19 protein-coding genes, 1 tRNA gene and 1 riboswitch are annotated in these 23689 nt (G+C 68.5%); of the genes, 12 read left to right on the top strand and 8 right to left on the bottom strand.

Going from position 1 to position 23689, the window contains the following annotated elements; translation table 11 throughout:
* The first annotated feature begins 4 nt into the window (after positions 1-4).
* The 3 genes from dprA to RBS12_RS08095 all read left to right on the top strand — a co-directional run bounded on the left by dprA (position 5) and on the right by RBS12_RS08095 (position 2960).
* A complete protein-coding gene (dprA, locus tag RBS12_RS08085) occupies positions 5-1108 on the top strand; it encodes a DNA-processing protein DprA (RefSeq protein WP_307965556.1) in 1104 nt (367 codons plus the stop codon).
* Between the two features lie 150 nt (positions 1109-1258).
* Entirely contained in the window at positions 1259-2185 is a 927-nt protein-coding gene (locus tag RBS12_RS08090; RefSeq protein WP_307965557.1) for a tyrosine recombinase XerC, read from the top strand.
* A 271-nt stretch (positions 2186-2456) separates the two neighbouring features.
* Positions 2457-2960: a DUF3145 domain-containing protein gene (locus tag RBS12_RS08095; RefSeq protein WP_307965558.1), complete on the top strand. Its 504-nt coding sequence runs from the start codon at positions 2457-2459 to the stop codon at positions 2958-2960.
* A 99-nt stretch (positions 2961-3059) separates the two neighbouring features.
* On the opposite strand, the gene fabF is transcribed toward RBS12_RS08095, so the two are convergent.
* The 6 genes from fabF to aceE all read right to left on the bottom strand — a co-directional run bounded on the left by fabF (position 3060) and on the right by aceE (position 11066).
* Complete coding sequence (fabF, locus tag RBS12_RS08100) at positions 3060-4295, bottom strand: beta-ketoacyl-ACP synthase II (RefSeq protein WP_307965559.1); 1236 nt, start codon at positions 4293-4295, stop codon at positions 3060-3062.
* A gap of 93 nt (positions 4296-4388) precedes the next feature.
* Positions 4389-4634 carry an acyl carrier protein gene (locus RBS12_RS08105; protein ID WP_307965560.1) on the bottom strand — a complete coding sequence of 82 codons (246 nt, stop codon included), beginning with the start codon at positions 4632-4634 and terminating at the stop codon, positions 4389-4391.
* 107 nt (positions 4635-4741) lie between these two features.
* Positions 4742-5803 carry a beta-ketoacyl-ACP synthase III gene (locus tag RBS12_RS08110; protein WP_307965561.1) on the bottom strand — a complete coding sequence of 354 codons (1062 nt, stop codon included), beginning with the start codon at positions 5801-5803 and terminating at the stop codon, positions 4742-4744.
* Entirely contained in the window at positions 5800-6753 is a 954-nt protein-coding gene (locus RBS12_RS08115) for an ACP S-malonyltransferase (protein ID WP_307965562.1), read from the bottom strand. The genes RBS12_RS08110 and RBS12_RS08115 overlap by 4 nt, the downstream gene beginning before the upstream one ends.
* Positions 6754-6928: 175 nt before the next feature.
* The gene (locus RBS12_RS08120; RefSeq protein WP_307965563.1) at positions 6929-8167 is read right to left on the bottom strand and encodes a helix-turn-helix domain-containing protein; all 1239 of its coding nucleotides are present in this window, start codon (positions 8165-8167) and stop codon (positions 6929-6931) included.
* Positions 8168-8324: 157 nt separating this feature from the next.
* On the bottom strand, positions 8325-11066 hold the full coding sequence (gene aceE / locus RBS12_RS08125; RefSeq protein ID WP_307965564.1) for a pyruvate dehydrogenase (acetyl-transferring), homodimeric type: 2742 nt from the start codon (positions 11064-11066) through the stop codon (positions 8325-8327).
* Between the two features lie 314 nt (positions 11067-11380).
* Between aceE and RBS12_RS08130 the strand changes: the two genes are divergently transcribed.
* The 6 genes from RBS12_RS08130 to RBS12_RS08155 all read left to right on the top strand — a co-directional run bounded on the left by RBS12_RS08130 (position 11381) and on the right by RBS12_RS08155 (position 17283).
* On the top strand, positions 11381-11794 hold the full coding sequence (locus tag RBS12_RS08130) for a DUF3052 domain-containing protein (RefSeq protein WP_307965565.1): 414 nt from the start codon (positions 11381-11383) through the stop codon (positions 11792-11794).
* An 8-nt stretch (positions 11795-11802) separates the two neighbouring features.
* A complete protein-coding gene (locus RBS12_RS08135) occupies positions 11803-12291 on the top strand; it encodes a peroxiredoxin (protein WP_307965566.1) in 489 nt (162 codons plus the stop codon).
* 85 nt (positions 12292-12376) lie between these two features.
* Positions 12377-12449, top strand: a tRNA-Val gene (locus RBS12_RS08140).
* A gap of 136 nt (positions 12450-12585) precedes the next feature.
* Positions 12586-12756, top strand: a riboswitch (M-box (ykoK) riboswitch).
* 224 nt (positions 12757-12980) lie between these two features.
* Positions 12981-14693, top strand: coding sequence for a divalent metal cation transporter (locus tag RBS12_RS08145; RefSeq protein WP_307965567.1), 1713 nt, complete (start codon positions 12981-12983; stop codon positions 14691-14693).
* Between the two features lie 312 nt (positions 14694-15005).
* Positions 15006-15791, top strand: a complete 786-nt coding sequence (locus RBS12_RS08150) for an IclR family transcriptional regulator (protein ID WP_307965666.1) — start codon at positions 15006-15008, stop codon at positions 15789-15791.
* Between the two features lie 139 nt (positions 15792-15930).
* Positions 15931-17283 carry an MFS transporter gene (locus tag RBS12_RS08155; RefSeq protein ID WP_307965568.1) on the top strand — a complete coding sequence of 451 codons (1353 nt, stop codon included), beginning with the start codon at positions 15931-15933 and terminating at the stop codon, positions 17281-17283.
* Positions 17284-17346: 63 nt separating this feature from the next.
* On the opposite strand, the gene RBS12_RS08160 is transcribed toward RBS12_RS08155, so the two are convergent.
* Complete coding sequence (locus tag RBS12_RS08160; RefSeq protein WP_307965569.1) at positions 17347-18438, bottom strand: D-2-hydroxyacid dehydrogenase; 1092 nt, start codon at positions 18436-18438, stop codon at positions 17347-17349.
* A gap of 59 nt (positions 18439-18497) precedes the next feature.
* Here RBS12_RS08160 and RBS12_RS08165 point away from each other — a divergent pair, with 59 nt between their 5' ends.
* The 3 genes from RBS12_RS08165 to gndA all read left to right on the top strand — a co-directional run bounded on the left by RBS12_RS08165 (position 18498) and on the right by gndA (position 21858).
* Positions 18498-19439 carry an NAD(P)-dependent oxidoreductase gene (locus RBS12_RS08165; protein ID WP_307965570.1) on the top strand — a complete coding sequence of 314 codons (942 nt, stop codon included), beginning with the start codon at positions 18498-18500 and terminating at the stop codon, positions 19437-19439.
* Positions 19436-20206 carry a glucose 1-dehydrogenase gene (locus RBS12_RS08170; RefSeq protein WP_307965571.1) on the top strand — a complete coding sequence of 257 codons (771 nt, stop codon included), beginning with the start codon at positions 19436-19438 and terminating at the stop codon, positions 20204-20206. Before RBS12_RS08165 ends, RBS12_RS08170 begins: the two co-directional genes overlap by 4 nt.
* A gap of 215 nt (positions 20207-20421) precedes the next feature.
* Positions 20422-21858, top strand: a complete 1437-nt coding sequence (gndA, locus tag RBS12_RS08175) for an NADP-dependent phosphogluconate dehydrogenase (RefSeq protein WP_307965572.1) — start codon at positions 20422-20424, stop codon at positions 21856-21858.
* Positions 21859-22009: 151 nt separating this feature from the next.
* On the opposite strand, the gene RBS12_RS08180 is transcribed toward gndA, so the two are convergent.
* Positions 22010-23671, bottom strand: a complete 1662-nt coding sequence (locus RBS12_RS08180; RefSeq protein ID WP_307965573.1) for a metallophosphoesterase family protein — start codon at positions 23669-23671, stop codon at positions 22010-22012.
* Positions 23672-23689: the final 18 nt, after the last annotated feature.

Below are 23689 nucleotides of genomic sequence, written 5' to 3' on the forward strand. Positions count from 1 at the left end.
GCTCGTGGCAGCGCTCGGTCCGGTCGCGGCGCTCGCCGTGGCGACCGGCCGAACTCGCGCCGACCAAGGCCTCGATGCCGAGATCGGCCAACGCGTCGTCGAGGGCGGGGCGAAGCGTTGGGAGGGAGTCGCTACGGCGCAGGAGCGGTGGCGAGGCCGGGTAGCCCACCTCGCGCCGGAGCGTGATCTCGAGACCATCGCCCGCTTCGGAGGGAGGCTCGTCATCCCTGAGGACGCCGAGTGGCCTGAGGGGTTCGACGACCTCGGCGAGCAGGCTCCGATCGGGCTCTGGGTGCGGGGGGAAGAACGCGTCGCAACACCGAGACGCAGCGTGGCCGTGGTGGGGTCACGGGCGGCCACCAGTTACGGCCTGGAAGTCGCGGGCGAGATCTCGAAGGGGCTCGCGGACCGCGGAGTCACGGTCGTCAGTGGGGGAGCGTACGGCATCGATGCCCAGGCCCATCGAGCGGCTCTCGCGTCGTCTGGCTCGGCGCTCCCGACCGTCGCCGTCATGGCGGGAGGACTCGATCGGTACTATCCATCGGGCAACGAGGAGCTCTTGCGGGCTGTCGCACGTCGCGGCCTCTTGGTCTCCGAGGTGCCGCCAGGAGGCGCCCCGACCCGACACAGGTTCCTGCGCAGGAACCGGCTCATCGCGGCCCTCGCCGGCGTCACCGTCGTGGTCGAAGCCCAAGCGCGGTCGGGTGCCCTCAGCACGGTGAATCACGCGGTGGACCTCGGCCGTCTCATCGCCGCGGTGCCCGGTCCGGTTTACAGCATCAACTCCGTGGGATGCCATCGCCTCCTGCGCAACGGCGCGGCCGTCTGCGTCACCGATGCCCAGGAGGTGTGGGAGCTGCTCGCGCCAGCGGGTGAAGGGCTTCCCGAGGAGGAAACGGGCAGAAAAGCCGTTCATGACGGGCTGTCCATTGAGGATGTGCTCGTCCTCGACTCCCTTCCCTTGCGCAGCGGGGCGTCTGTGGACAGCATCGCCTCCGTCGCCGGGCTGAGCCCCGGGCAGGTGCGCGCCGGTCTGGGCAGGCTTCAGCTCCTCGGCCTTTGCACTCGGGCAGGAGAGGGCTGGAAGCGCACGAAGGAGGGCGCATGATCCGAGGCCGGGCCTGCGCACGAGCCCGCCCGAGCCCGCCCGCGCGCGCCTGAGCGCGCCTGAGCCCGCACGAGCCCGCCGGCGCGCGATCGACCGGTGTCGTGGGAGTGTCGGCTTGTTCCAGACCGGCGAGGCCGCGAGAGTGGGAACGTGCACGATGCGACGCCGTTGGCTGCGGGACTGAGGGGCCCCTTTGAGGGCTTCCTGCGCCATCTCGAGCTGGGGCGTGGCCGCTCCGCCCACACGGTTCGTGCCTACGAGGGCGACTTGGTCTCGATGCTCAGTTCCGCCGAACAGGACGGAGCCCGCGAGCTGAGCGACATCGACCTTGCACTGTTGCGGCGCTGGCTCGGGCGCCAAAGCGAGTCGGGCCTCTCGCGGTCAACGCTAGCCCGCCGTACCGCCGCAGTGCGTTCCTTTGCCGGGTGGGCCGTCCGTGAAGGCCTCCTTGAGACGGATCCGTCGCTTCGGCTTGCTTCTCCCAAACGCCACCAACACCTTCCCGAGGTGCTGCACGAAGAGCAGACACGCCGCATGCTGTCCGGCCTTGCCGATGCAGCGGACGACGGCGACCCCGTGGCGATGCGAGACGCCGCCCTCGTCGAGGTGCTGTACGCAACCGGAATTCGCGTTTCCGAGCTTGTCGGTTTGGATATCGATGACGTTGACCTCCAGGCCCTCACGATCCGTGTCCTCGGGAAGGGCAACAAGGAGCGCACGGTGCCGTTCGGCGTCCCTGCCGCCAACGCGTTGGTTCGGTGGCTGGGGGCCCGCCGCGCGCTCGCGATCGAGACTAGCGGGTCCGCCCTGTTCCTGGGTCGGCGTGGCGCGCGGTTGGGGCAGCGCCAAGCGAGGGATACGGTCGATGCGTCTCTCCGCGGCCTGGGGGACACCGCTGCGCGGGGACCCCACGCGCTCCGCCACACCGCGGCGACGCACCTCCTCGACGGCGGGGCTGATCTCCGTTCGGTGCAAGAGCTGCTTGGCCACTCGAGCCTCGCGACGACCCAGCTCTACACTCACGTCTCCGTCGAGCGTCTCCGCTCGAGCTACGTCCAGGCCCATCCGCGCGCGTAGCCCCGCAGTCCAGGCCCACGGCTCGCCTGCCTGGATCACGGCGTGGCCGCTCGGGCCTTCCATGACGAGAAGGCAACGTTTGGTCTTTCCCTCGGCGCGTCGCGGCGCGCTGCTGGCGGAATGTGCAATGGTCCGGCAGAATGGGTGCCGACGGCGGCCTCGTCCGGTGCCCTGCACCGACGAGCCGCTCACAATTGAAACCGCCATTGGTCACGCACTCCGGGTGCTGACGGTCGTAGGGGAAGACGTACCGACAGCGATGGAGGATGGAATGTCTGCAGTGATGACCCGTGGTCTGCTGTTCGTGCACTCGTCACCGAGTGCGCTATGCCCGCACGTCGAGTGGGCCATCGGTTCCGTCGTGGAAAAGCGAACGGATCTCGAGTGGACCGCTCAGCCTGCTGCGCCCGGAATGTTCCGGGCTGAGCTCTCGTGGGTGGGTGCTCCCGGCACGGGCGCACAGCTCGCCTCGTCCCTCCGGGGATGGGCGCACCTTCGCTACGAGATCACCGAGGAGCCTAGCCCGGGCGTCGACGGTGCCCGCTGGTCACACACACCGGAGCTCGGGATCTTCCACGCGACGACCGATGTCCACGGCAACATCATGGTGTCCGAGGATCGCATTCGGTACGCGTACGAATCCGGGGCCGGCGACCCCTCGGTCGTCTTCCACGAGCTGTCCCTTGCCCTCGGCGAGGCGTGGGACGAGGAACTCGAGCCGTTCCGTCACGCGGCCGAGGGAGCCCCCGTCCGCTGGCTCCATCAGGTCGGTTAGGCAGGGCACGCCACGGGACCTGACGTCAAACTTCCATCGCAGACACGTGTGGGGCCCGCCGAATGGCGGGCCCCACACGTGCTTCTCTACGATGCTGCGTCAGTGATTGCGCACGACGATGACGGCGTTGTGGCCGCCGAAGCCGAACGAGTTGCTCAGCGCCACGATGTCGCCCTGCGGGAGATCGCGCGCCGTCGTCACGACGTTGAGCGGGATCTCGGGATCCTGGTGATCGAGGTTGATGGTCACCGGCGCCTTGCGGTCGCGCACGGCGAGCACGGTGAGGACCGCCTCGACCGCGCCGGAGGCCCCGAGCAGGTGACCCATCTGCGACTTCGTGGCGGAGACCGCCACGTTGTCGACGTGGGAGCCGAGCGCTGCCTTGAGCGCCGTGTACTCGGGCTTGTCGCCCACGGGCGTCGACGTCGCGTGCGCGTTGACGTGCACGATGTCCTCGGCCTGGATCCGCGCGTCGAACATCGCCGCCTTGAGCGCGCGGGTGGCGCCAAGGCCTTCGGGATCCGGGGCGGTGATGTGGTACGCGTCAGCCGTGACGGACGTTCCCGCGAGCTCGGCGTAGATCCGAGCTCCGCGCGCGAGCGCGTGCTCCTCGGCCTCGAGGACGAGGGCGCCGGCCCCTTCGCCCATCACGAAGCCGTCGCGGTCGAGGTCGTAGGGGCGCGACGCGCGCTCGGGATCGTCGTTGCGCTTGGACAGCGCCTGCATCGACGCGAAGGCCGCGATCGGCATCGGGTGGATGGCCGCCTCGGCACCGCCGACCATGACGACGTCGGCCTTGCCCGAGCGAATGAGCTCCTGGCCGACCGCCATCGCCTCGGTTCCCGACGCACACGCCGAGACCGGGGTGTGCGCCCCTGCTCGCGCGCCGAGGTCGAGGCTCACAGCCGCCGCCACGCCGTTGGGCATGAGCATCGGAACCGTCATCGGGAGGACCCGGCGCGGTCCCTTCTCCTTGAGCGTGTCCCACCCGTTGAGGAGCGTCCAGACGCCGCCGATGCCGGTCGCGAAGGCGACGGCGAGCCGATCGTGGTCGATCTCCTCGATGCCCGAGTCCTTCCACGCTTCGCGCGCCGCGATGACGCCGTACTGCGTGGAGGGGTCCATACGCTTCATCTCGACGCGCCCGAGGACTTCCTCGGCAGGAACGGAGAGCTTCGCCGCGATCTTGACCGGCAGGTCGAACTCCTCGACCCAGTCATCGGTCAGCCTGACGACGCCGGAGACGCCCTTGAGCGCGTTCTGCCACAGAGTGGGAACGTCGCCGCCGATCGGGGTGGTGGCGCCGAGGCCGGTGATGACAACTTTGCGGGCCATGGTTCACTCTTTCGGGGGTCGAGAGCCGGTGACGGCTGTCTGGGTGGAGAAGACGGCCGGCACCGTTCGGTACCGGCCGTCGCAGAAGGCAGGTCAGGCCTGGGCCTTGGAGATGAAGTCCACGGCGTCGCCGACGGTCGAGAGGTTCTTGACCTCCTCGTCGGGGATGCGCACGCCGAACTTCTCCTCGGCGTTGACGACGATGGTCATCATCGAGATCGAGTCGATGTCGAGGTCGTCGGTGAAGGACTTCTCGAGCTGTACGGCCTCGGTGGAGAGGCCGGTCTCTTCGTTGATGATCTCGGCCAGACCGGCGAGGATCTCTTCGTTGCTAGCCATGTCGGCTCCTTTTCTCGGTTAGCCGGCTTGCGCCGGGCTGGCTGGGCAAGCCACTTGTGCGGCTTGGCTCAAAGCGCAACGGGCGCGAGGCCCGGTCCGCTGGGGGACTAAGGAAGGGCGATGACCTGGGCCCCGAACACGAGCCCGGCCCCGAAGCCGATCTGGAGGGAGAGCTTGCCGCTCAGATCGGGGTTCTCCGTGAGGAGCCGGTGCGTGGCGAGCGGGATCGATGCCGCCGAGGTGTTGCCGGCATCCGCGATGTCGCGGGCGACGACGACGCTCTCAGGCAGCTTGAGCTGCTTGACCATCTCGTCGATGATACGCATGTTCGCCTGGTGCGGCACGAAGGCTCCGAGGTCCTCGGGCTTGACTCCCGCGGCCTCGAGAGCCTGCTTGGCAACCTTGGCCATCTCCCACACCGCCCAGCGGAATACCGACTGGCCGTCCTGTCGGAGCGTGGGCCAGATCTTCGCCTCGGTGCCGAGGACAGCTGCGGCCTTGCCGGCGCCGTCCCGCTCGGCCTCTTCCGAAAGATCCCGCACGTCGAGGAGCGAGTGGGTCATGCCGATCGTGTTCCACTTGCTGCCGTCCGAGCCCCACACCGACGGGCCGATGCCGGGGGTCTCGGAGGGGCCCACGACCACGGCGCCGGCGCCGTCGCCGAGAAGGAACGAGATGCTCCGCTCGCTGTTGTCGATGAAGTCGCTGAGCTTCTCGGCGCCGACCACGAGCACGTACTCGGCCGCGCCGGAGCGGACAAGCGCGTCAGCCTGCGCGACCCCGTAGCAATAGCCGGCGCAGGCCGCCGAGATGTCGTACGCCGGGGCCGGGGTGGCGCCGATCCGGTCGCACAGGAGCGAGGCGGCCGACGGCGTCGCGTAGGGGTGCGTGACGGTGGAGACGATGACGGCGCCGAGCTGGGAGCCTTCGATGCCTGCCTTCTCGAGGGCCTCGCGCGCGGCTCCCTCGGCCATGTCGATGAGCTCGACCTCAGCGGGGGCGCGGTGGCGCGTCACGATGCCGGTGCGCTGACGGATCCACTCGTCGGACGAGTCGATCCACTGGCACACGTCGTCGTTCGTGACGACGACGGAGGGCCGGTACGCGCCGACGCCCAGAATGCGCGAATGGGCGCGGGTGGGGGCCTGCCGCAGCTCGATCGTGGTCATACGGTTTCCTCTTCGGGTGACGGGTTCTGCTCGGCGTCCGCAGCGAACAGCTCGAGGGCGGCCGTGAGGTCGGCCGGGGTCTTGACGGCGACGGTCTTGATGCCGGGGAGTCCGCGCTTCGCGAGGCCAGCGAGGGTGCCCGCGGGAGCCAGCTCGATGAGGCCCGTCACGCCGAGGGACTTCATGGTCTCCATGCAGAGGTCCCACCGGACGGGCCGCGAGACCTGGGCGACGAGGCTCTCGACCGCGGCGTCGCCCTGCGTCACCTTCTGGCCGTCGAAGTTGGAGAGGAGCGGAACCGCGGGGTTGGCGACCGCGAGCGTCGGGCGGAGCTCTTCGAGCGCCGAGACCGCGGGGGCCATGTGCCGGGTGTGGAACGCGCCGGCGACCTTGAGCGGGATCACGCGGGCCTTTGCGGGCGGGTTCTCGGCGAGGGCCGCAAGCTCCTCGAGCGTCCCTGCGGCCACGATCTGCCCGCCGCCATTGACGTTGGCGGGCGAGGCGCCGCTCGCCTTGATCGCCGCGAGGACTTCATCCGGGTCGCCGCCGACGACCGCGCTCATGCCAGTCGGCGTCGCGGCGGCGGCCTTTGCCATCTCGCGGGCGCGCAGGCCGACGAACGTCATGGCGTCAGATTCGCTCAGGACGCCGGCGAGGGCCGAAGCCGTGATCTCGCCGACGGAGTGCCCTGCGAGGACGACGGGGAGGGTCGATAGCTCGACGTCGAACAGGGAGCGCGCGGCGACGAGGCCTGCGGCAACGATGAGGGGCTGCGCGACAGCCGTGTCCTTGATCGTCTCTTCGTCTGACGTCGTTCCATGAGCCACGAGATCGAGGCCGACGACCTCGCCGAGTTCGCCGAGATGCTCTGCGGCAGATGGCAGCTCAAGCCACGGGGCAAGGAAGCCCGGCGTCTGGGAGCCCTGTCCAGGGCAGACAATTGCTAGCACGTTATCCAGCTTTCCAAAGGGTAGGCGGTTCCAGCGGTGCCTGCGCGCACCAAGCTCCAGAACCCGGATTGTAGGAAGTCTACAACGGGGCACTCTGCGACGAGCGGTGTTTCGCGGTTGTGTCAGAAGTCCGCGCGCCGCGGTTCGCCAGCTCTCGGGGGACCGTGGTCCCGCCCTACCCGCCCTGTCGGCCGCCGCGTTCGCGCCCGTTCGGAGTCGCCGCGAGGCGCCCCACGACGAGTGCAGTCTGGAGCACGAATGCCTCGCGCGGAAGCAGCGGATCCCATCCCGTCACGTCGCACACGCGCCGGAGCCGGTACCGGACGGTGTTCGCATGCACGAAGAGCTCGCGGGCCGTCGCCTCGAGGGAATGCCCCAGCTCGAGATACGCGCTGAGCGTCTCGATCAGCCCGTTGGAGGCGGCGAGCAGCGGGCGGTAGATCTTCTGGACGAGGGCGCGCCGCGCCGCGTCGTCGCCTGCGACGACGCGCTCCGGAAGGAGGTCGTCGGCCGCGACCGGGCGGGGAGCGTTGGGCCATGCACGCGCCGCCGAGAGGCCCGCGAACGCCGCCTGCGCCGAGGCGCTGATCTCGGGCAGGCTTTCCGCCTGAGGCCCGAAGACGACGGGGCCGGGGGCGAAGAGCTCGCTGAGCTTCGCGTACGCGGCTTCGTCCTCGTCAATGCCTCCGAGGATGAGAATGAGGCGGTCGCCTTGGATGCCCACGAGCGCGTCTTGAGCGTACCGGCCCGCGATGCGCCGCACCTCGCCTACGTAGCTCGGGCTCGGTTCGAGCGGCGAGCTGCCGACCATGACCGTGAACCGCTCCTGCGCCTTCCAGCCGAGGGCGGCAATGCGCGAGCGGAGGGCGTCGGTGTTCTCGCCGCGCAGGATCGCGTCGACGATGAGCGCTTCGAGCCGCGTGTCCCACGAGCCGCGCGTCTCCGCGGCGCGCGCGTAGACGTCCGCGGCCGCGAACGCGACCTCGCGCGAGTACCGGAGCACGGCTTCACGGAGCGCCGGCTGGTCCTCCTCGAGGGCAAGGTTGGGCACCTGATCCTCGACAACCTCGACCACGATGCGGATCAGCTGAAGCGCCTTCTGGAGGCTGATTGAGCGGGTGAGCTCGGTCGGGGCGTTGCCGAAGACATCGGAGAGGACCCACGACGGAAGAGTCGGCCGCTCGTACCAGGTGACGAACGCCGCGATGCCGTTCTGCGCGACGAGGCCCAGCGCCGAGCGTTCGTCGGCGCTCAGGCGGCTGTACCACGGAAGGGAACGCTCGAGCTCCCGCGTCGTGGTCGTTGAGAGCTGGCCGACGCTGCTGCGGAGCTTCTTGAGTGTCTCGGCCTTTGCGGGGGAGACGCTCAGGCGGGCCTTGCGGGCACCTCCGGGGGCGGGCGGCGAGGGCTGCATGTGAAGAGCATAGGTTGTGCCTCCCCGCGACCGGAATTTGTGCGAAGGCTACAAGGGGCCTCCCTGCCTCCTGTCGGCGGGGCGAGGGACGACGACGGCGGCGCCCCCGCTTCGGGGAGCGCCGCCGTCGTCTGTGGTTCTGGAGCCGGACGGGAGACTAGCTCTCTCCGCCCGCGTTGCCGGTCGTCCCAGCGTTGACGTCGAGCAGGTGGTACCGCTCGAATGCCTGGCGAGGCGCGTCGGCGTCGACTTCTCCGCGGCGCGCGAGCATCTGGAGCGCGCGGACCACGACCGAGTGGCTGTCGATGTGGAAGTACCGGCGGGCCGCGGCGCGCGTGTCGGCGAAGCCGAACTCGTCGGCGCCGAGCGTCGCGAACTCGTTCGGCAGGAACTGGCGGATCTGGTCCGGCACGGCCTTCATGTAGTCCGTGACGGCGACGATCGGTCCTGTCGCACCCGCGAGCTGCTGCGTCACGAACGGCATGCGTGGCTTCTGGCCGGGATTGAGGAACGCCTCCTGCTCCGCGGCGAGCCCGTCGCGGCGGAGTTCGGTCCACGAGGTCACGCTCCACACGTCGGCCGAGACTCCCCATTCTTCGGCGAGGATCTGCTGGGCCTCGAGAGCCCACGGGATCGCGACGCCCGAGGCGAGGAGCTGCGTGCGCGGGCCGTCGATCTTCGCGGGCGCAAGGAGGTAGATGCCCTTGAGGAGGCCGTCGACGTCGAGCTCTTCGGGCTCAGCCGGCTGGACGATCGGCTCGTTGTACACGGTGATGTAGTACATGACGTTCGGATCGGGATGGGCGCCGCCGTACATGCGCTCGAGGCCCGCCCGCACGATGTGGCCGATCTCGTACCCGTACGCGGGGTCGTAGGAGACCACGGCGGGGTTCGTGGACGCCAGGATCGGCGAGTGCCCGTCCGCGTGCTGGGTGCCTTCGCCCGTGAGGGTCGTGCGGCCCGCGGTAGCGCCGATGATGAAGCCGCGCGTGAGCTGGTCGGCGGCGGCCCAGAACGAGTCGCCGGTGCGCTGGAAGCCGAACATCGAGTAGAACACGTAGATCGGCACGAGCGCCTCGCCGTGCGTCGCGTAGGACGTGCCCGTGGCCGTGAACGCGGCCGTCGAGCCCGCCTCATTGATGCCCGCGTGCAGGATCTGGCCCTCGGGTGCTTCCTTGTACGCGAGCACGAGGTCGCGGTCCACCGAGAGGTAGTTCTGGCCCTTCGGGTTGTAGATCTTCGCGGTCGGGAAGAACGCGTCCATGCCGAAGGTCCGCGCTTCGTCGGGGACGATCGGCACGATGCGCTTGCCGAACTCCTTGTCCCGCATGAGGTCCTTGAGCAGGCGCACGAAGGCCATCGTGGTCGCGGCCTGCTGCTTCCCCGAACCGCGCCGCGCGACCTCGAACGACTTCTCGTCTGGGAGAGCGACGGCCTTCTTCTGGTCGCGGCGTTCGGGCAGGAATCCGCCGAGGGCCCGGCGGCGCTCCATCATGTACTGGATCTCGGGAACGTCCATGCCGGGGTGGTAATACGGCGGCTGGTACGGATCGGCCTCGAGCTGCTCGTCCGTGATCGGGATGCGGAGGTGATCGCGGAAGTCCTTGAGGTCCTGCAGCGTCATCTTCTTCATCTGGTGGGTCGCGTTGCGGCCCTCGAAATGCGGACCGAGGCCGTAGCCCTTGACCGTCATGGCCAGGATGACGCTCGGCTTGCCCTTGAACTCGGTCGCGGCCTTGTAGGCGGCGTAGACCTTCCAGTAGTCGTGGCCGCCGCGCTTGAGGTTCCAGATCTCCTCGTCCGTGAGGTCCGCGACGAGTTCCTTCGTCTCCGGCGTCTTGCCGAAGAAGTGCTCGCGGACGAACCCGCCGGACTCGGCCTTGTAGGTCTGGTAGTCGCCGTCGAGCGTCTCGTTCATGACCTTGACGAGCTGGCCGTTGGAGTCCTTGCGGAGCAGGGCGTCCCACTCACGGCCCCAGATGACCTTGATGACGTTCCAGCCCGCGCCGCGGAAGAAGGCCTCGAGCTCCTGGATGATCTTGCCGTTGCCGCGCACGGGCCCGTCGAGGCGCTGGAGGTTGCAGTTGACGACGAACGTGAGGTTGTCGAGGTTCTCGTTCGCCGCGAGCTGGAGTAGGCCGCGGCTCTCGGGCTCGTCCATCTCGCCGTCGCCGAGGAACGCCCACACTTGCTGGTCCGAGGTGTCCTTGAGGCCACGATTGTGGAGGTAGCGGTTGGTCTGGGCCTGGTAGATCGCGTTCATCGGGCCGATGCCCATGGACACGGTCGGGAACTCCCAGAACTCGGGCATCATGCGCGGGTGCGGGTAGGACGAGAGGGCGTGGCCCTGGTGCGACTTCTCCTGGCGGAAGCCGTCGAGGTCTTCCTCGCTCAGCCGCCCTTCCATGAATGCGCGCGCGTACATGCCGGGGGAGGCGTGGCCCTGGAAGAACACCTGGTCGCCGCCGCCGGAGTGGTCCTTGCCGCGGAAGAAGTGGTTGAACCCCACCTCGTACAGCGTCGCGGCGCCGGCGTAGGTCGAGATGTGCCCGCCGACCCCGATGCCGGGGCGCTGCGCGCGGTGCACCATGATTGCCGCATTCCACCGCATGTAGGCGCGGTAGCGGCGCTCGAATTCTTCATTGCCCGGGTATTCGGGCTCCTGGTCGGCAGGAATCGTGTTGACGAAGTCCGTCGTCGTCACCATCGGGACGCCCACACTGCGTGAGCCGGCGCGCTGGAGCAGGCTGCGCATGATGTACTGCGCGCGCTCGGTGCCGTGCTGTTCGATCAGGGCGTCGAGAGACTCGATCCATTCGGCGGTCTCTTCCGGGTCGCGGTCGGGCAGTTGATTCGTCAGACCGCTCAGGATGTGCGAGGTTTCTTCTCCTACAGACACGTCCAAACCTCTCTTCAAGCCCGCTGGACCGGAGCGGGTGGCAGCCGGACGTCGGGCGATATCGTCGCTGGGGCTCACCATTCAGGCCCCGATTTCGTGTAAGCGCTCTCCCCAGCGGCCGGGTTCACCGGCCGGAGCAGCGGCGCGCTCTGAAGTCACTCTAGCGGCGACAGCCCGCCCTTGCAGCGCGTGCGCTTGATGCTACGGGCCAAACGGTGTTGGCTTATAGGTACATTCCCTGCAGCACGGGGAAAACCCGGGTCCACGATGCTGGATTACGAGGGATACATGCGCTCTGGGCGAGGAGGAAGAACGTGGGCGAGACCGACACCGCCGCGGGAAGCAATGTGGCGGAGCGATTGGGTTTCAAGGATGGAGACCTGATCCAAGAGTTCGGATACGACGAGGATGTCGACTTCGACCTCCGCGACGCGATCGAGGAGTTCGTCGGCGCCGAGCTCCTCGACGAGGACGACCACGACGTGGTCGACGCCGTCGTGGTGTGGTGGCGCGATGGAGACGGTGACCTCGTGGACATGCTCGTCGACGCCCAGACGACTCTCGACGAGCACGGAGTGGTGTGGCTCCTCACCCCGAAGCAGGGCCGCGAGGGCTACGTTCCCCCAGTCGAGGTTCAGGAGTCGGCTCCCACGGCGGGCTTGCATTCGACGTCGACCGCCGGCGTCTCGAAAGACTGGCATGCGACCCGACTCGCCCGAAAGAAGTGATCGACCGAATGGCGAACGCCTCCGCAGCCCCGGAAGTCGGGGCCGAAGCCCCCGATTTCGACCTCGTCAATCAATTCGGCGAGCCGGTCCGGCTTTCGTCCCTTCGCGGCAGGCCCACGGTCGTGCTCTTCTTCCCGTTCGCGTTCTCCGGCATCTGCACGTCCGAACTGTGCGAGATCCGTGACAATTGGGCGCCTTTCGCCGACGTGGATGCCCAGGTTCTCGCGATCTCCGTGGACAGCAAGTTCGCGCTGCGCGCCTACGCCGAGTCGGAAGGCTACGACTTCACCCTTCTGGCCGATTTCTGGCCCCACGGCGAGGTGGCGCGGCGCTACGGAGTTTTCGACGAGTCGAGCGGAATGGCCCTTCGCGGCACGTTCATTCTCGACGCAGAGGGGATCGTGCGCTATCGAGTCGTCAACCCCCGCGGGCAGGCGCGAAGCCTGGCCGAGTACAGGGACGCGCTCTCCGCGGTGGGCGCCGGGGTGCGCGGCTGACCCCGGACGACGACGGCGCCCCTCACGAGAGTTCGCCGGGGTCCTTGCGCTCGGGTAGAGTGGGGGATCGCCGGCCCGCCGGCACGGGTCTTTAGCTCAGCTGGTAGAGCGCCACGCTTACACCGTGGATGTCATCGGTTCGATCCCGGTAGGACCCACATCCCACAATGCCCGCTGCTCGGACCCACTCCGACCGGCGGGCGTTGTGCTGTGTGATGCCGGGGGGCGGCCGCAGGAGAAGCGCCCTCCCTCGCCTTGAAGATGGGTGCCGTCCTGCCTATGCTTGACGCGCAAGGTGCCGTTCGTTAGCTGAGGCTCCTTCGCGTAAACATGCCAGCGACCGTAAACGTCGAGAGACGCCACCGGTCAGGACAGGCTGCCCCGGGCTAAGGGGCAACCCCGATTGGCTCCCTCTTACGGAGGGTCACGACGCGGAGTGCCAAAGGTCTTACGAGGAAGGGCACCCCGGGTTTTCTGCCCGGGGCCTCCGGAGGCACGTGAAGAACGATTCCGGGAGGTGACACGCTGTGCCAAGTGGCGATAGTGGTGCCTCCCGTTCCGCGCTCTGAGCATTCCGCTCAGGACAATTCGTCCCTCACCGCCTCGCGCGCCGACTCCGTCCCAGTCCGAGTGAGTTCGGCGTGCCCGCTTCACGAGCCCCGGCTGCCGCCGGGAGGAAGCAGGTCCCCATGATCAAGACACCACCGAACCACGCTCGCCCGCCAGCCACACGTAGGCCCGCGAACAGGCCGAGGCCGCGCCCGATACCGAGTGCAGCTTCTTCCGCCGCGCTCGATTCCGCGCACGTCGGGGATATCCAGGGCGCCTTCGGAACCATCCGCCTCGAGGAAACGCCGACGCCGAAGAGCTGGAAGGCGCGCCTCAAGACCCTCCTGGCCATCGTCGGACCGGGCCTCATCGTCATGGCTGGCGACAATGACGCCGGCGCCTTCGGCACGTACTCCCAGGCTGGGCAGAACTACGGCACAAGCCTCCTGTGGACGCTGCTGCTCCTGGTGCCCGTCCTGTTCGTGAACCAGGAGATGGTGATTCGGCTTGGAGCGGTGACCGGCGTCGGCCACGCCCGGCTCATCCTCGAGCGCTTCGGCAAGTTCTGGGGCGCGTTCAGTGTGATCGACCTGTTCATCCTCAACGCGCTCACGATCATCACGGAGTTCATCGGCATCAGCCTCGGCCTCGGCTACCTCGGCGTGCCCAAGGTCCCCGGGGTCATCCTCGCCGCGCTCACCGTGATCGCGGCGACCAGCACCGGCTCGTTCCAGCGCTTCGAGCGCGTCTGCATGGCGCTCGTGTTCGGCTCGTTCCTGCTTGTGCCCATCTTCTTCATGAGCGGCCCCGACTACGGCCAGATCGGGCACGACTTCGTCGTGCCCGGCATTCCCGCGGGCTCGAGCGTCGCGGACGTGACACTCCTGATCATTGCGATCGTCGGCACGACCATCGCCCCGTGGCAGCTGTTCTTCCAGCAGTCCTACGTGATCGACAAGCGCATCACCCCGCGCTACCTGAAGTACGAGAAGGCCGACCTGTGGATCGGCATCGCCATCGTCGTGATCGGCGCGGCGGCGATCATCGCCTTCACCGCCTTCACCTTCGCTGGCAAGCCCGAGTTCGGGCAGGCCACCGATGCCGCCGGCGTCGCGCAGGGCCTCGAGAAGTACGTGAGCCACCTCGCCGGCATCCTGTTCGCGCTCGCCCTCATCGACGCCTCGATCATCGGCGCCGCGGCGGTGGGACTCTCGACCTCGTACGCGCTCGGGGACGTCCTCGGCCTCAGGCACTCCCTGCACCGCAAGGTGAGCGAGGCCAAGGGCTTCTACGCGGCCTTCGCCGGGATCATCCTGCTCTCGGCCGTCATCGTGATCATCCCGGGCAGCCCCCTGGGCCTGCTCACCGTCGGTGTCCAGGTCCTCGCCGGCGTGTTGCTTCCGTCGGCGACGCTGTTCCTGCTCCTCCTGTGCAACGACAACGCCGTGATGGGCCCGTGGATCAACGGCAAGGCGATGAACGCCTTCACCTCCGCCGTCATCTCCGTCCTCGTGATCCTTTCGATCGTCCTCACGTCCGCAGTGCTCTTCCCGGGCATCGACGGCACCACGATCCTCGCGATCCTCGGCGGCGGCGCGCTGCTCGCGATCGCAGGTGCCCTCGCGGTCGCCGTCGTCAGGATCCGCGCCCGGGTGCAGGGCAAGGCGGTGGCCCCGACCGCCGTCGACCGCTCGCAGCAGCTCACGTGGCGCATGCCTCCGCTCGCCCTCCTCGAGCGCCCGCAGCTCTCGCTCGCCCGACGCGCGGGGCTGAGCGTCCTGTGGATCTACCTGATCGTGGCGATCATCCTCGTCGTCGTCCGGGTCGTGCAGCTCGCCCTCGGCGCGCCCTGACCCCACGTCGTCGAGTCCTGACGCCTCGCAGGGGCGCCCTCCGGCGTTCGCGTGCCCGACGGCGGGCATGGAAAGAGCCTCCCGCCGCAGCCATTGGGGGGATGCCGCGGTGGGAGGCTCTGAGAGAGGATCCTAGGTGAACATTAGGTGAAGGATCAAGTCTGGCCTGCCGGTCGCCGTCGTGCACTGTTCCGCGCCTGACAGGGCCGTGCACAGTACCATGTTCTATGTCCAGCATTTTGGACAGCACGCGGGCATCCCGCAGACGTTAGGAGTGCAGTGGCACCGAGCAAGTCAGCAGTCACCCCCGCAGTGGAGCGCGCCCGCGACGAATCGCCGTCGCCGTCGTCGCCTGCCCCCGCGGTCACGCGTGCCGCCGCAGTCCTCGACGTTCTCGCCTCCTCGCCGAGCGGGCGGGCGACGCTCAGTGATCTGGCGCGCGAGCTGGGCATCCCGAAGTCGTCGACGTCGAACATCCTCCAGGCACTTGAGGATACGGGCCTCGTCGCGCGTGACGGCGGCGACTTCTCGCTCGGACGCAAGCTCGTCGAGCTGGGGGCCTCGTACTTGAGCCGGCGAGACGAGATCCGCGAGTTCTACCAGTTCTGTGCCCAGGCGCCGACGCTCGCGCATGAAACGGTGCGGATCGCGCTCCTCGATGGGGACCACGTGATCTATCTTGCGCGCTATGAGGGGCATCCCGCCGTGCGCCTGACGTCCACGATCGGCGACAAGATGCCCGCATCGCTGTGCGGCGTGGGCAAGGCGCTCGTCGCACGCCTCCACGAGCATGATTGGGAAGAGATGTATCCCGATGATGCCGAGCTCCCCACCCTCACGCCGTATTCGATCGCGACCGGTAAGGCGTTCAAGGCCGAGCTGCGCCGCATCAAGGAGCAGGGATATGCGTTCGAGGACGAGGAATCGACGATCGGCGTCGTGTGCCTCGCCGTCCCCGTGCCGACGCGCGGGGCCCACGGGCCAAACCTCGGGGTGAGTGTCACCGCCCTCAAGGCGACTTTCACGGAAGGGCAGAAGACGTCGATGATCGCCGAGCTCAAGGAGCTCGCGAGGGCGCTCGGCAACCCGATGGGCTGAGGGCAGTCCTTTGAATTGAGTTCACTCCACTGGACAATCGTTCAGGATTCTGTACGCTATTCAGTACGGTGATCGGCGTCACGCCGACCTGATGCGTCCCCGCCGCGCTATGTCTGCCGGCGTGTCCAAAGGAGTACAGATGCACACCAGCCCCTTCGACGGCGCCCTCGCTGCGGGTCAGCGGCGCGATGAAGCGGTCGATCCTGTCCAGCTGCGCAGCGCGACGCTGGCAAGCTCGATCGGATCTGCCCTCGAGTACTACGACTTCTACATCTTCGGCCTCGCAACTGCGCTCGTCTTCGGGCCGCTGTTCTTCGCGCCGTTCGGCGATGCGAGCATGATCGCGAGCTTCGCCGCGTTCGGCATCGCGTACGCCGCACGGCCTCTCGGCGGCTTCATCTTCGGGTTCATCGGCGACCGCTGGGGGCGCAAGGTCGTGCTCCTGAGCACGATCCTCCTCATGGGTTCTGCGAGCTTCCTCATCGGCGTCCTGCCCACCTACAGCCAGATCGGCGCTGCGGCCCCTATCCTCCTCATCGCGCTGCGCATCCTCCAAGGCCTCGGCGCGGGTGCCGAGCAGGCCGGCGCGACCACGCTTATCTCCGAGGTGGCGCCCGCGAAGCGCCGCGGCTTCTTCGCCGCCCTCCCGTTCGTCGGGATTCAGCTCGGCACCTTCCTCGGCGCCGGTACCTTCACGCTGCTCGGCCTTGCGAATCAGCAGATCGTCAAGGACTGGCTCTGGCGTGTGCCGTTCCTCTGCTCGGTCGTCCTCATCATCACGGCCGTCCTGATCCGGCTTCGGCTCAAGGAGACGCCGGTGTTCCAGGAGATCGAGAAGCATCAGGAGGTCGTCAAGAACCCGATCGGCGCGGTCCTGCGCACGTCGTGGCGGACCGTCCTCAAGGGCATCGGCATCCGCCTGGCGGAGAACGGCAACTCATCGATCTACTCGGCCGTCGTCGTGGGCTTCCTCGGAACGGTCGCCGCGTTCAAGGGGGACAAGGCCATCGGTCCCGCCGCACTGCTCGTCGCGGCCGGCGTTGCCGCGGTTGCCGTCGTGACGTTCGGTGCCCTCTCGGATCGTTTCGGCCGCGTGAAGGTGTACCGCTATGGCGCGCTCTTCCAGGCGATCATCGCGATCCCTGCCTTCTACCTGGTCACCCTCGGGCAGCCGTGGCTCGTGTATGTCGTCATCGCCGTCGGAACGGGCATTGGCGTGCAGTCGACCCTCGGTCCCCAGTGCTCGCTGCTCCCGGAGATGTTCGGCGCGACCCGCCGCTTCACGGGTGTCGCCCTCAGCCGGGAGATCTCGGCGATGATCGCTTCCGGCCTGGTTCCCTTCCTGATCGGGATCCTGCTGGCGGCGACCAAGAACTCGTGGATGGTCCTCGCCGGCTTCTCGCTCGCCCTTGCGCTCATCACGTTTGCGACGACGTTCACGATCCGCGAGACCAAGGGCCGCGATCTGACGGCGCTCGAGGACGGTGCCTGAGTCGCAGGACACAGCGAAGGGGCCCCGCCGGCGGCGGGGCCCCTTCGGCATGCTGGCCGCGACTCAGTAGAAGTGGACCGGATCCACGCGATGCGGGAGCTGCTCGCCGTCGAGGAACCTGCGGAGATTGCCGGCGAAGCGCTCGGCGATGAGCCGGTTCTCCGCGGAGCTCAGCGCCGAGGTGTGGGGCGAGACGAAGACACGCGGATGATGCCACAGCGGTGAATCGGCGGGAAGCGGCTCGACGGCGAAGACGTCAAGGCATGCGTAGCCGATCGTCCCGTCCTCGAGCGCTTCGAGCAGCGCGGCTTCGTCGACCACGGTGCCGCGGCCGACGTTGACCAGGATGGTCCCGGGGCGCATGGCGGCGAACACCTCGCGACCGATGAGCCGTTCGGTGAAGGGCGTGCCCGGGAGCGTGTTGACGACGGCGTCGGCCGTCCGGACGAGCTCGGGGAGGCGGTCTGCCGTGGCAACTTCCTCGATGCCCGGAATCGGCTCGGCGTGACGCTTGGTTCCGCTCACGCGCATCCCGAGGGCGCGGGCCAGCCGTGCGGTCTCGAGGCCGATCTCGCCGAGGCCCGCAATGACGACATGCGAACCTGAGGCGAGGCGCGTCGGGACCCGCAGCTCGGGCCAGCGCTTCGTGCGCTGGTCGGCGGCAAGCTCGGCCGTTCGCTTGAGGCCGTTGAGGATGCCCATGACGGCGAATTCGGCGAGGGGAAGCGCATGGACGCCGGCCGACGTCGTCACCGCGACCCGCTCGAGCTCGTCGCGGGAGACGCCGCTCGCCTTGACGGCCCCGCCCGCGCCCGCGGCCATCGCGTGGACCCATCGGAGGCGCGGGTTCTCCGCGACGACGCGGGCGAACCCGGCGGGCGATTCGTTCGGGAACCCGTAGAGCACGTCGGCCGAGTTGACGAGCTCCCAGTAGCGCGCCTCTGCAGCCGGGGTGCGGGCGAAGTCTGGATCCCCCGAGTGGTCTGCCGGGAAGCGCTCGGGGGGAAGGAGATCGGGCTCGTAGAGGACCGTGACGCGGGGGTCGATCGCCCGGATCGCCTCGACGTGCTCAGTCTCGAGGGGGACGGCGATGGCCACCTTGAGCGGCCCGTCGGCGAGCGACGCCGGGGCGTGGGGTAGGGAGTCGTGAGTCATGTGTCCATTCTACTGAATGACGGCTAATATACTGAACAGCAGAACGAGAGGAGAGCAACGTGGCACTCGGCAGCGACGCGCGCCCGACGGTCGGATTCGTCGGTCTTGGCCTCATGGGCGGCCCCATGGCCGCCAACCTCCTGGCGGCCGGCTGGCCCGTCAAGGGATGGAATCGATCGGCGGCAGCCTACGAGCCGTTCACCGCGGCCGGCGGCGAGCCGGTCGAGACGGTCGCCGACCTCGCGGGCGCCGAGACGATCGTGTTCATGCTCCCCGATCTGCCGATGATCGAGGAAGCGGCCGCGCCCCTGCTCGAAGCATGGGCTGCCGCGCCCCTGGCGGCGAGGACCCGCGTCGTCGTCATGAGCAGCGTCTCTCCGGTAGACGTCAAGAAGTTCGGTGCCGACGTCTCCGCCTCAAGCGGGGGCCGCGCCGTCGTCGTCGACGCTCCCGTGAGCGGCGGCAGGATCGGTGCCATCGAAGCAAAGCTCGCCATCATGGTCGGCGCCGAAGCCGACGACTTTGCGGCGCTTTCACCGCTCTTCGGAGCGATGGGCAGGAGCGTCGTGCACCTCGGCGCCCTCGGCGCCGGCTCGCTCGCGAAAGCCTGCAACCAGCTCATCGTCGGCGCGACGGCGGCGGCGCTCGCCGAAGCCGCCGTGCTCGCGGAAGCCGAGGGCCTCGACGTCGCCGAGCTTTTCGGAGTGCTCTCGGGAGGCCTCGCGGGCAGCCGGGTGATGGACCAGCTAGCCCCCCGCATGATCGCGCTCGACTACGCGCCCACAGGGCCGGCCAAGTTCATGCTCAAGGATCTGGGCTTCGTCGACGCCGCGGCGTCCGCGTCTCACGCGGCCCTTCCGCTCGCTCGCGCTGCGCTCGCCCTGTACGGCGACCTCGTCGACGAGGGCCTCGGGGACCTCGATCTCGCCGCCGTCCACGAGCTCGCGCGCCGCCGCTCGGGCCTCACATCCACGTCCCCCCAGAAGGAATCCCTCTCATGAGCCCGCTCTTCGACCTCACCGGCAGGACCGCCCTCGTCACCGGTTCGAGCCGCGGCATCGGCAACGCCCTCGCGCGCGGCCTCGCGGCTGCCGGGGCCACGATCGTCGTCCACGGCCGCGATCCCGAGCGTGCCGAGGAGGCGCGCCGCAAGCTCGCCACGGACTTCGGCGACGACCGCGTCCACGCCGTCGCGTTCGATGTCACGGATCCCGACGGCGCGGCGGCGGGCGTCGCCGAGGCCGAGGCCAAGGCGGGGCCCCTGCGGATCCTCGTGAACAATGCGGGCATTCAGCACCGCGTGCCGCTCTTCGATCTCGACCCTGCGGACTGGGACCGGGTCATCCGCACGGATCTCACGAGTGCCTTCCTCGTGGGGCGTGAGGCCGCGCGCGGCATGGCCGAGCGGGGAACCGGCAAGATCATCAACATCTGCTCGGTCCAGACGGATCTCGCGCGCCCGTCCATCGGGGCCTACACGTCGGCAAAGGGCGGCCTCCGCAACCTCACGCGCGCCATGGCTGCCGAATGGGCGTCCTCGGGCCTCCAGATCAACGGCATCGCTCCCGGCTACATCCACACGGAGATGACGCAGAACCTCGTCGACGACCCCGAGTTCAATTCGTGGATCCTCGGGCGCACGCCCGCCCGGCGCTGGGGAACGGTCGAGGACATCGCGGGGCCGGTCGTCTGGCTCGCCTCCGATGCGTCCGACTTCGTCAACGGCCAGACGATCTTCGTCGACGGCGGCATGACCGTCGTCGTGTGAGCTGCGCGACGGCGGCTTTTCGGCGTTCGTGTGTCGGCCGCGTTTCGTTCGCTTCACGGCCGCTGCCGCCGGGGCGCACCAAAAAGTTAGGTTCACCGAAATAGGCCGTCAAGAAGCGGCACGCCAAGCGCTTGTCGACTAGCGTGGACTGAGGCACTTGCAATGGCCGCGGTTCCGCGGACCGTCGCGGGCCGGGCACGAGAAACGGAGAGTACATGTCTGCACAGATCGGCGTCACTGGCCTCGCGGTGATGGGCGCGAATCTCGCCCGAAACCTTGCACGCAACGGCTACACCGTCGCGCTGCACAACCGCTCGGTGGAGAAGACCGACACGCTGCTCGCGAAGCACGGCGACGAGGGCAACTTCATCCGCACGGAGACACTCCCGGAACTCGTCGGCTCGCTCGAGAAGCCGCGCCGTGTGCTCATCATGGTCAAGGCCGGCGCGCCCGTCGACGCCGTCGTAGACCAGCTCGTGCCGCTCCTCGAAGAGGGCGACATCGTGATCGACGCCGGCAACTCGCACTACGAGGACACGCGCCGCCGCGAGGCCGCGCTCGCGGAGAAGGGCCTCCACTTCGTGGGCGTCGGCGTCTCTGGCGGCGAGGAGGGCGCGCTCAACGGCCCGTCCATCATGCCCGGCGGCTCGAAGGAGTCCTACGACGCGCTCGGCCCGCTGCTCGAGAAGATCGCCGCGAAGGCCGCCGACGGCACGCCGTGCTGCGCGTGGATCGGCACCGACGGCGCGGGCCACTTCGTCAAGATGGTCCACAACGGCATCGAGTACGCGGACATGCAGGTCATCGGCGAGGCCTACGACCTCCTCCGCAGCGCCGGGATCGAGCCGGCCGAGCAGGCCGCCATCTTCGACGAATGGAACAAGGGCGAGCTCTCGTCGTTCCTCATCGAGATCACGGCCGAGGTGCTCCGCCACGTCGACGCGAAGACGGGCAAGCCGTTCGTCGACGTCGTGGTTGATGCCGCAGGCCAGAAGGGCACGGGCCGGTGGACGGTTCAGTCCGCCCTCGACCTCGGCTCCCCGGTCTCTGGCATCGCCGAGTCCGTCTTCGCCCGCGGGATTTCCTCGCAGGCGGGCCAGCGCGCGATCGCTCAGGAGACGCTCGCAGGCCACGAGGCCGAGGTCAGCCTCCCCGAGAACTTCGTCGAGGACGTGCGCCAGGCGCTCTACGCGTCGAAGCTCGTGAGCTACGCGCAGGGCCTCGACATGCTTTCGAGCGCGGCCAAGGAGTATGGCTGGGACCTCAAGCTCGACGAGATCGCGTCCCTGTGGCGCGCGGGCTGCATCATCCGCGCCGAGCTGCTCAAGGACATCATGGAGGCCTACAAGGGCGACGAGAAGCCCGCGAACCTCCTGTTCGCCCCGGCCTTCGTCAAGTCCGTCGGCGACGCAGTTCCGGCGTGGCGCCGTGTCGTGGCGACCGCAGTCCAGCTCGGCATCCCGGTTCCCGTCTTCTCGTCGTCGCTCGCGTACTACGACGGCCTGCGCCGCAAGCGCCTCCCGGCCGCCGTCATCCAGGGCCAGCGCGACCTCTTCGGCGCCCACACCTACCAGCGCGTCGACGGCGAAGGCACGTTCCACACGCTGTGGGGCGAGGACCACTCCGAGATCTCCGCGGTCGACACGCACTGATCCTTCCAGGCGTGAGCTCTCGCATGAATGCCGAGGCGATCCGGCCGAGAGCTCACGCTTCGATCGCGTAGAGGCGCGAACAGAACGAACGACGACGGCGCCGCCCGCCTTACGAGGTGAGCGGCGCCGTCGTCGTTTGTGTCTCGGGCCGCTAGTTGCCGGCGCCCTGGCCGACCTGGACATTCTCGCGGGCCTCGCTGCCGTTCCGCGAGTCCGAGCGCGGCCTCCGCAGCGTAAAGGTCTCGAACGTCTCGAGCCCGCCGCCCAGGCCCGTCACGTTGAGGTATGTGACCTTCATGGTCGTCTCACCGCCGGGAGTGCCCGGGTCCACCTCGAAAGCGCCGAAGCCGTACGAGTTGGCGACGTCGCGCACCGACGACCAATCCGTGTTGGCGTCCTGCACGTAGATCGGGGCACGCTTCCCGTTGGCACCGGGCGCCTGCACGCCGACGATCACGCGGCACTGCGGGGGGTTGTAGAACAGGCTGTTCGACGGGACCGAGGTGCCGCCGCCGCCCAGGATCATGTGGACCGTGCCCTTGGTGGTGTCGATGACCTGGGCGTTCGTGTCCGCCGTGATGGGCGTGAGCGTCTGGTTCTGCATCTGGCCACGGATCGGGTGCGAGCGCTCGTAGTGGTGCTCGTGGCCGCACACGACGAGGTCGACGCCGTACTTGTCGAACAGCGGCACGAATTCCTGGCGGATCCCGAGGTCGGCGCCGTTGAAGTTGTTCGCCGTGCTGACCACGCACTGGTGCATGCAGACGACGACCCAGTCGATGTCCTCGTTCGAGCGGGCATCCTTGAGCGCGCTCTCGAGCCACGCCCTCTGCTCGCCGTTCGAGTACCCGCGGACGTAGTGGTCGCCACCGTCCTGATAGCAGACATCGTCATTCGCGATCGAGATCACGCGGACCGCGCCGACCGTGAAGCTGTACCAGAGGCCGCGCCATTGGCTGCTCTGACCAGCGGGAGCCGGGACCTCGAAGTACGTCTGGTAGGCGGCGTAGCCGATCGGTCCATTGCCGCGCTCGTTCTCGTGGTTGCCGGCCGACGGCATCCAGGGGCGGTTGCGGGCGCTGCGCGAGTTGTTGGTCCAGAAGTCCCACCATGTGCGCACGCGGTCGGTGGCGAGGTTTGCGTAGCACAGGTCGCCGTTGAAGAGATGGAACATGGGCTGTACGCGCTCGACGCCGCCTGTCGTGTCCCCGGCGGCGGGGGAGCCGAGGTTGTCGTTCTCCCACAGCTGCTTGATGCCGCTCATGCCGGTCTTCTTGCCGAGCGTCGGGGTGCCTTGGTCGCCGAAGCTCGTGAACGTCACGCGCGCGCGGCCGCGGGGGCCCGTCGTGAACGTGCCGAATTCGGGGGTCGCGCCGGCGTGGACCGCCGCGTAGAGGTATCCCGTCGCGGCGTTGAGGTCCTTGAGGGCTGCGTGGTGGGCGTAGACCGTGCGCCCCGACTTCGCGTCGACGTAGGTTCGCGTCGTGGCCGCGACCGCCTTCTCGAAATTGCCTGCGCCGTCACCGAGGAGCGCGCGGGCGCCCTCGACCGGCTGCAGCGTGTGCCATGAGACGACGACCTCGCTCGACGCGTCGGCGCCGAACTGGAGGTGCAGGCCGTCGACGGTCGGAACGGCGGCCGGGTTGGTGGCCGAGAGCGAGCCGGGCAGGTCCTTGCCGGGCGTGGCAGGGGAGGCGGGTGCTGCGTCGGCGGGCGCAGCGATGGAGACGGCGCCGACGGCGGCTGCGAGGCCGGCGCCGATGAGCAGACGACGGCGGGTGACGGGGGAGTTCTCTGGGGGCGTTGTGGTCATGCGCCGAGGATCCCAATT

The sequence above is a fragment of the Sinomonas sp. ASV322 genome, assembly GCF_030908245.1.
In the GTDB taxonomy this organism is placed as follows: Bacteria; Actinomycetota; Actinomycetes; order Actinomycetales; family Micrococcaceae; genus Sinomonas.

Excerpts from the sequence above, each read along its gene's own strand:
- RBS12_RS08105 (WP_307965560.1), bottom strand. The coding sequence starts at position 4,634 with ATGGCTAGCAACGAAGAGATCCTCGCCGGTCTGGCCGAGATCATCAAC.
- RBS12_RS08120 (WP_307965563.1), bottom strand. The coding sequence starts at position 8,167 with ATGCAGCCCTCGCCGCCCGCCCCCGGAGGTGCCCGCAAGGCCCGCCTG.
- fabF (WP_307965559.1), bottom strand. The coding sequence starts at position 4,295 with ATGGCCCGCAAAGTTGTCATCACCGGCCTCGGCGCCACCACCCCGATC.
- RBS12_RS08110 (WP_307965561.1), bottom strand. The coding sequence starts at position 5,803 with ATGACCACGATCGAGCTGCGGCAGGCCCCCACCCGCGCCCATTCGCGC.
- RBS12_RS08180 (WP_307965573.1), bottom strand. The coding sequence starts at position 23,671 with ATGACCACAACGCCCCCAGAGAACTCCCCCGTCACCCGCCGTCGTCTG.
- RBS12_RS08160 (WP_307965569.1), bottom strand. The coding sequence starts at position 18,438 with ATGACTCACGACTCCCTACCCCACGCCCCGGCGTCGCTCGCCGACGGG.
- RBS12_RS08170 (WP_307965571.1), top strand. The coding sequence starts at position 19,436 with ATGAGCCCGCTCTTCGACCTCACCGGCAGGACCGCCCTCGTCACCGGT.
- RBS12_RS08155 (WP_307965568.1), top strand. The coding sequence starts at position 15,931 with ATGCACACCAGCCCCTTCGACGGCGCCCTCGCTGCGGGTCAGCGGCGC.
- gndA (WP_307965572.1), top strand. The coding sequence starts at position 20,422 with ATGTCTGCACAGATCGGCGTCACTGGCCTCGCGGTGATGGGCGCGAAT.
- RBS12_RS08145 (WP_307965567.1), top strand. The coding sequence starts at position 12,981 with ATGATCAAGACACCACCGAACCACGCTCGCCCGCCAGCCACACGTAGG.
- RBS12_RS08095 (WP_307965558.1), top strand. The coding sequence starts at position 2,457 with ATGTCTGCAGTGATGACCCGTGGTCTGCTGTTCGTGCACTCGTCACCG.
- RBS12_RS08135 (WP_307965566.1), top strand. The coding sequence starts at position 11,803 with ATGGCGAACGCCTCCGCAGCCCCGGAAGTCGGGGCCGAAGCCCCCGAT.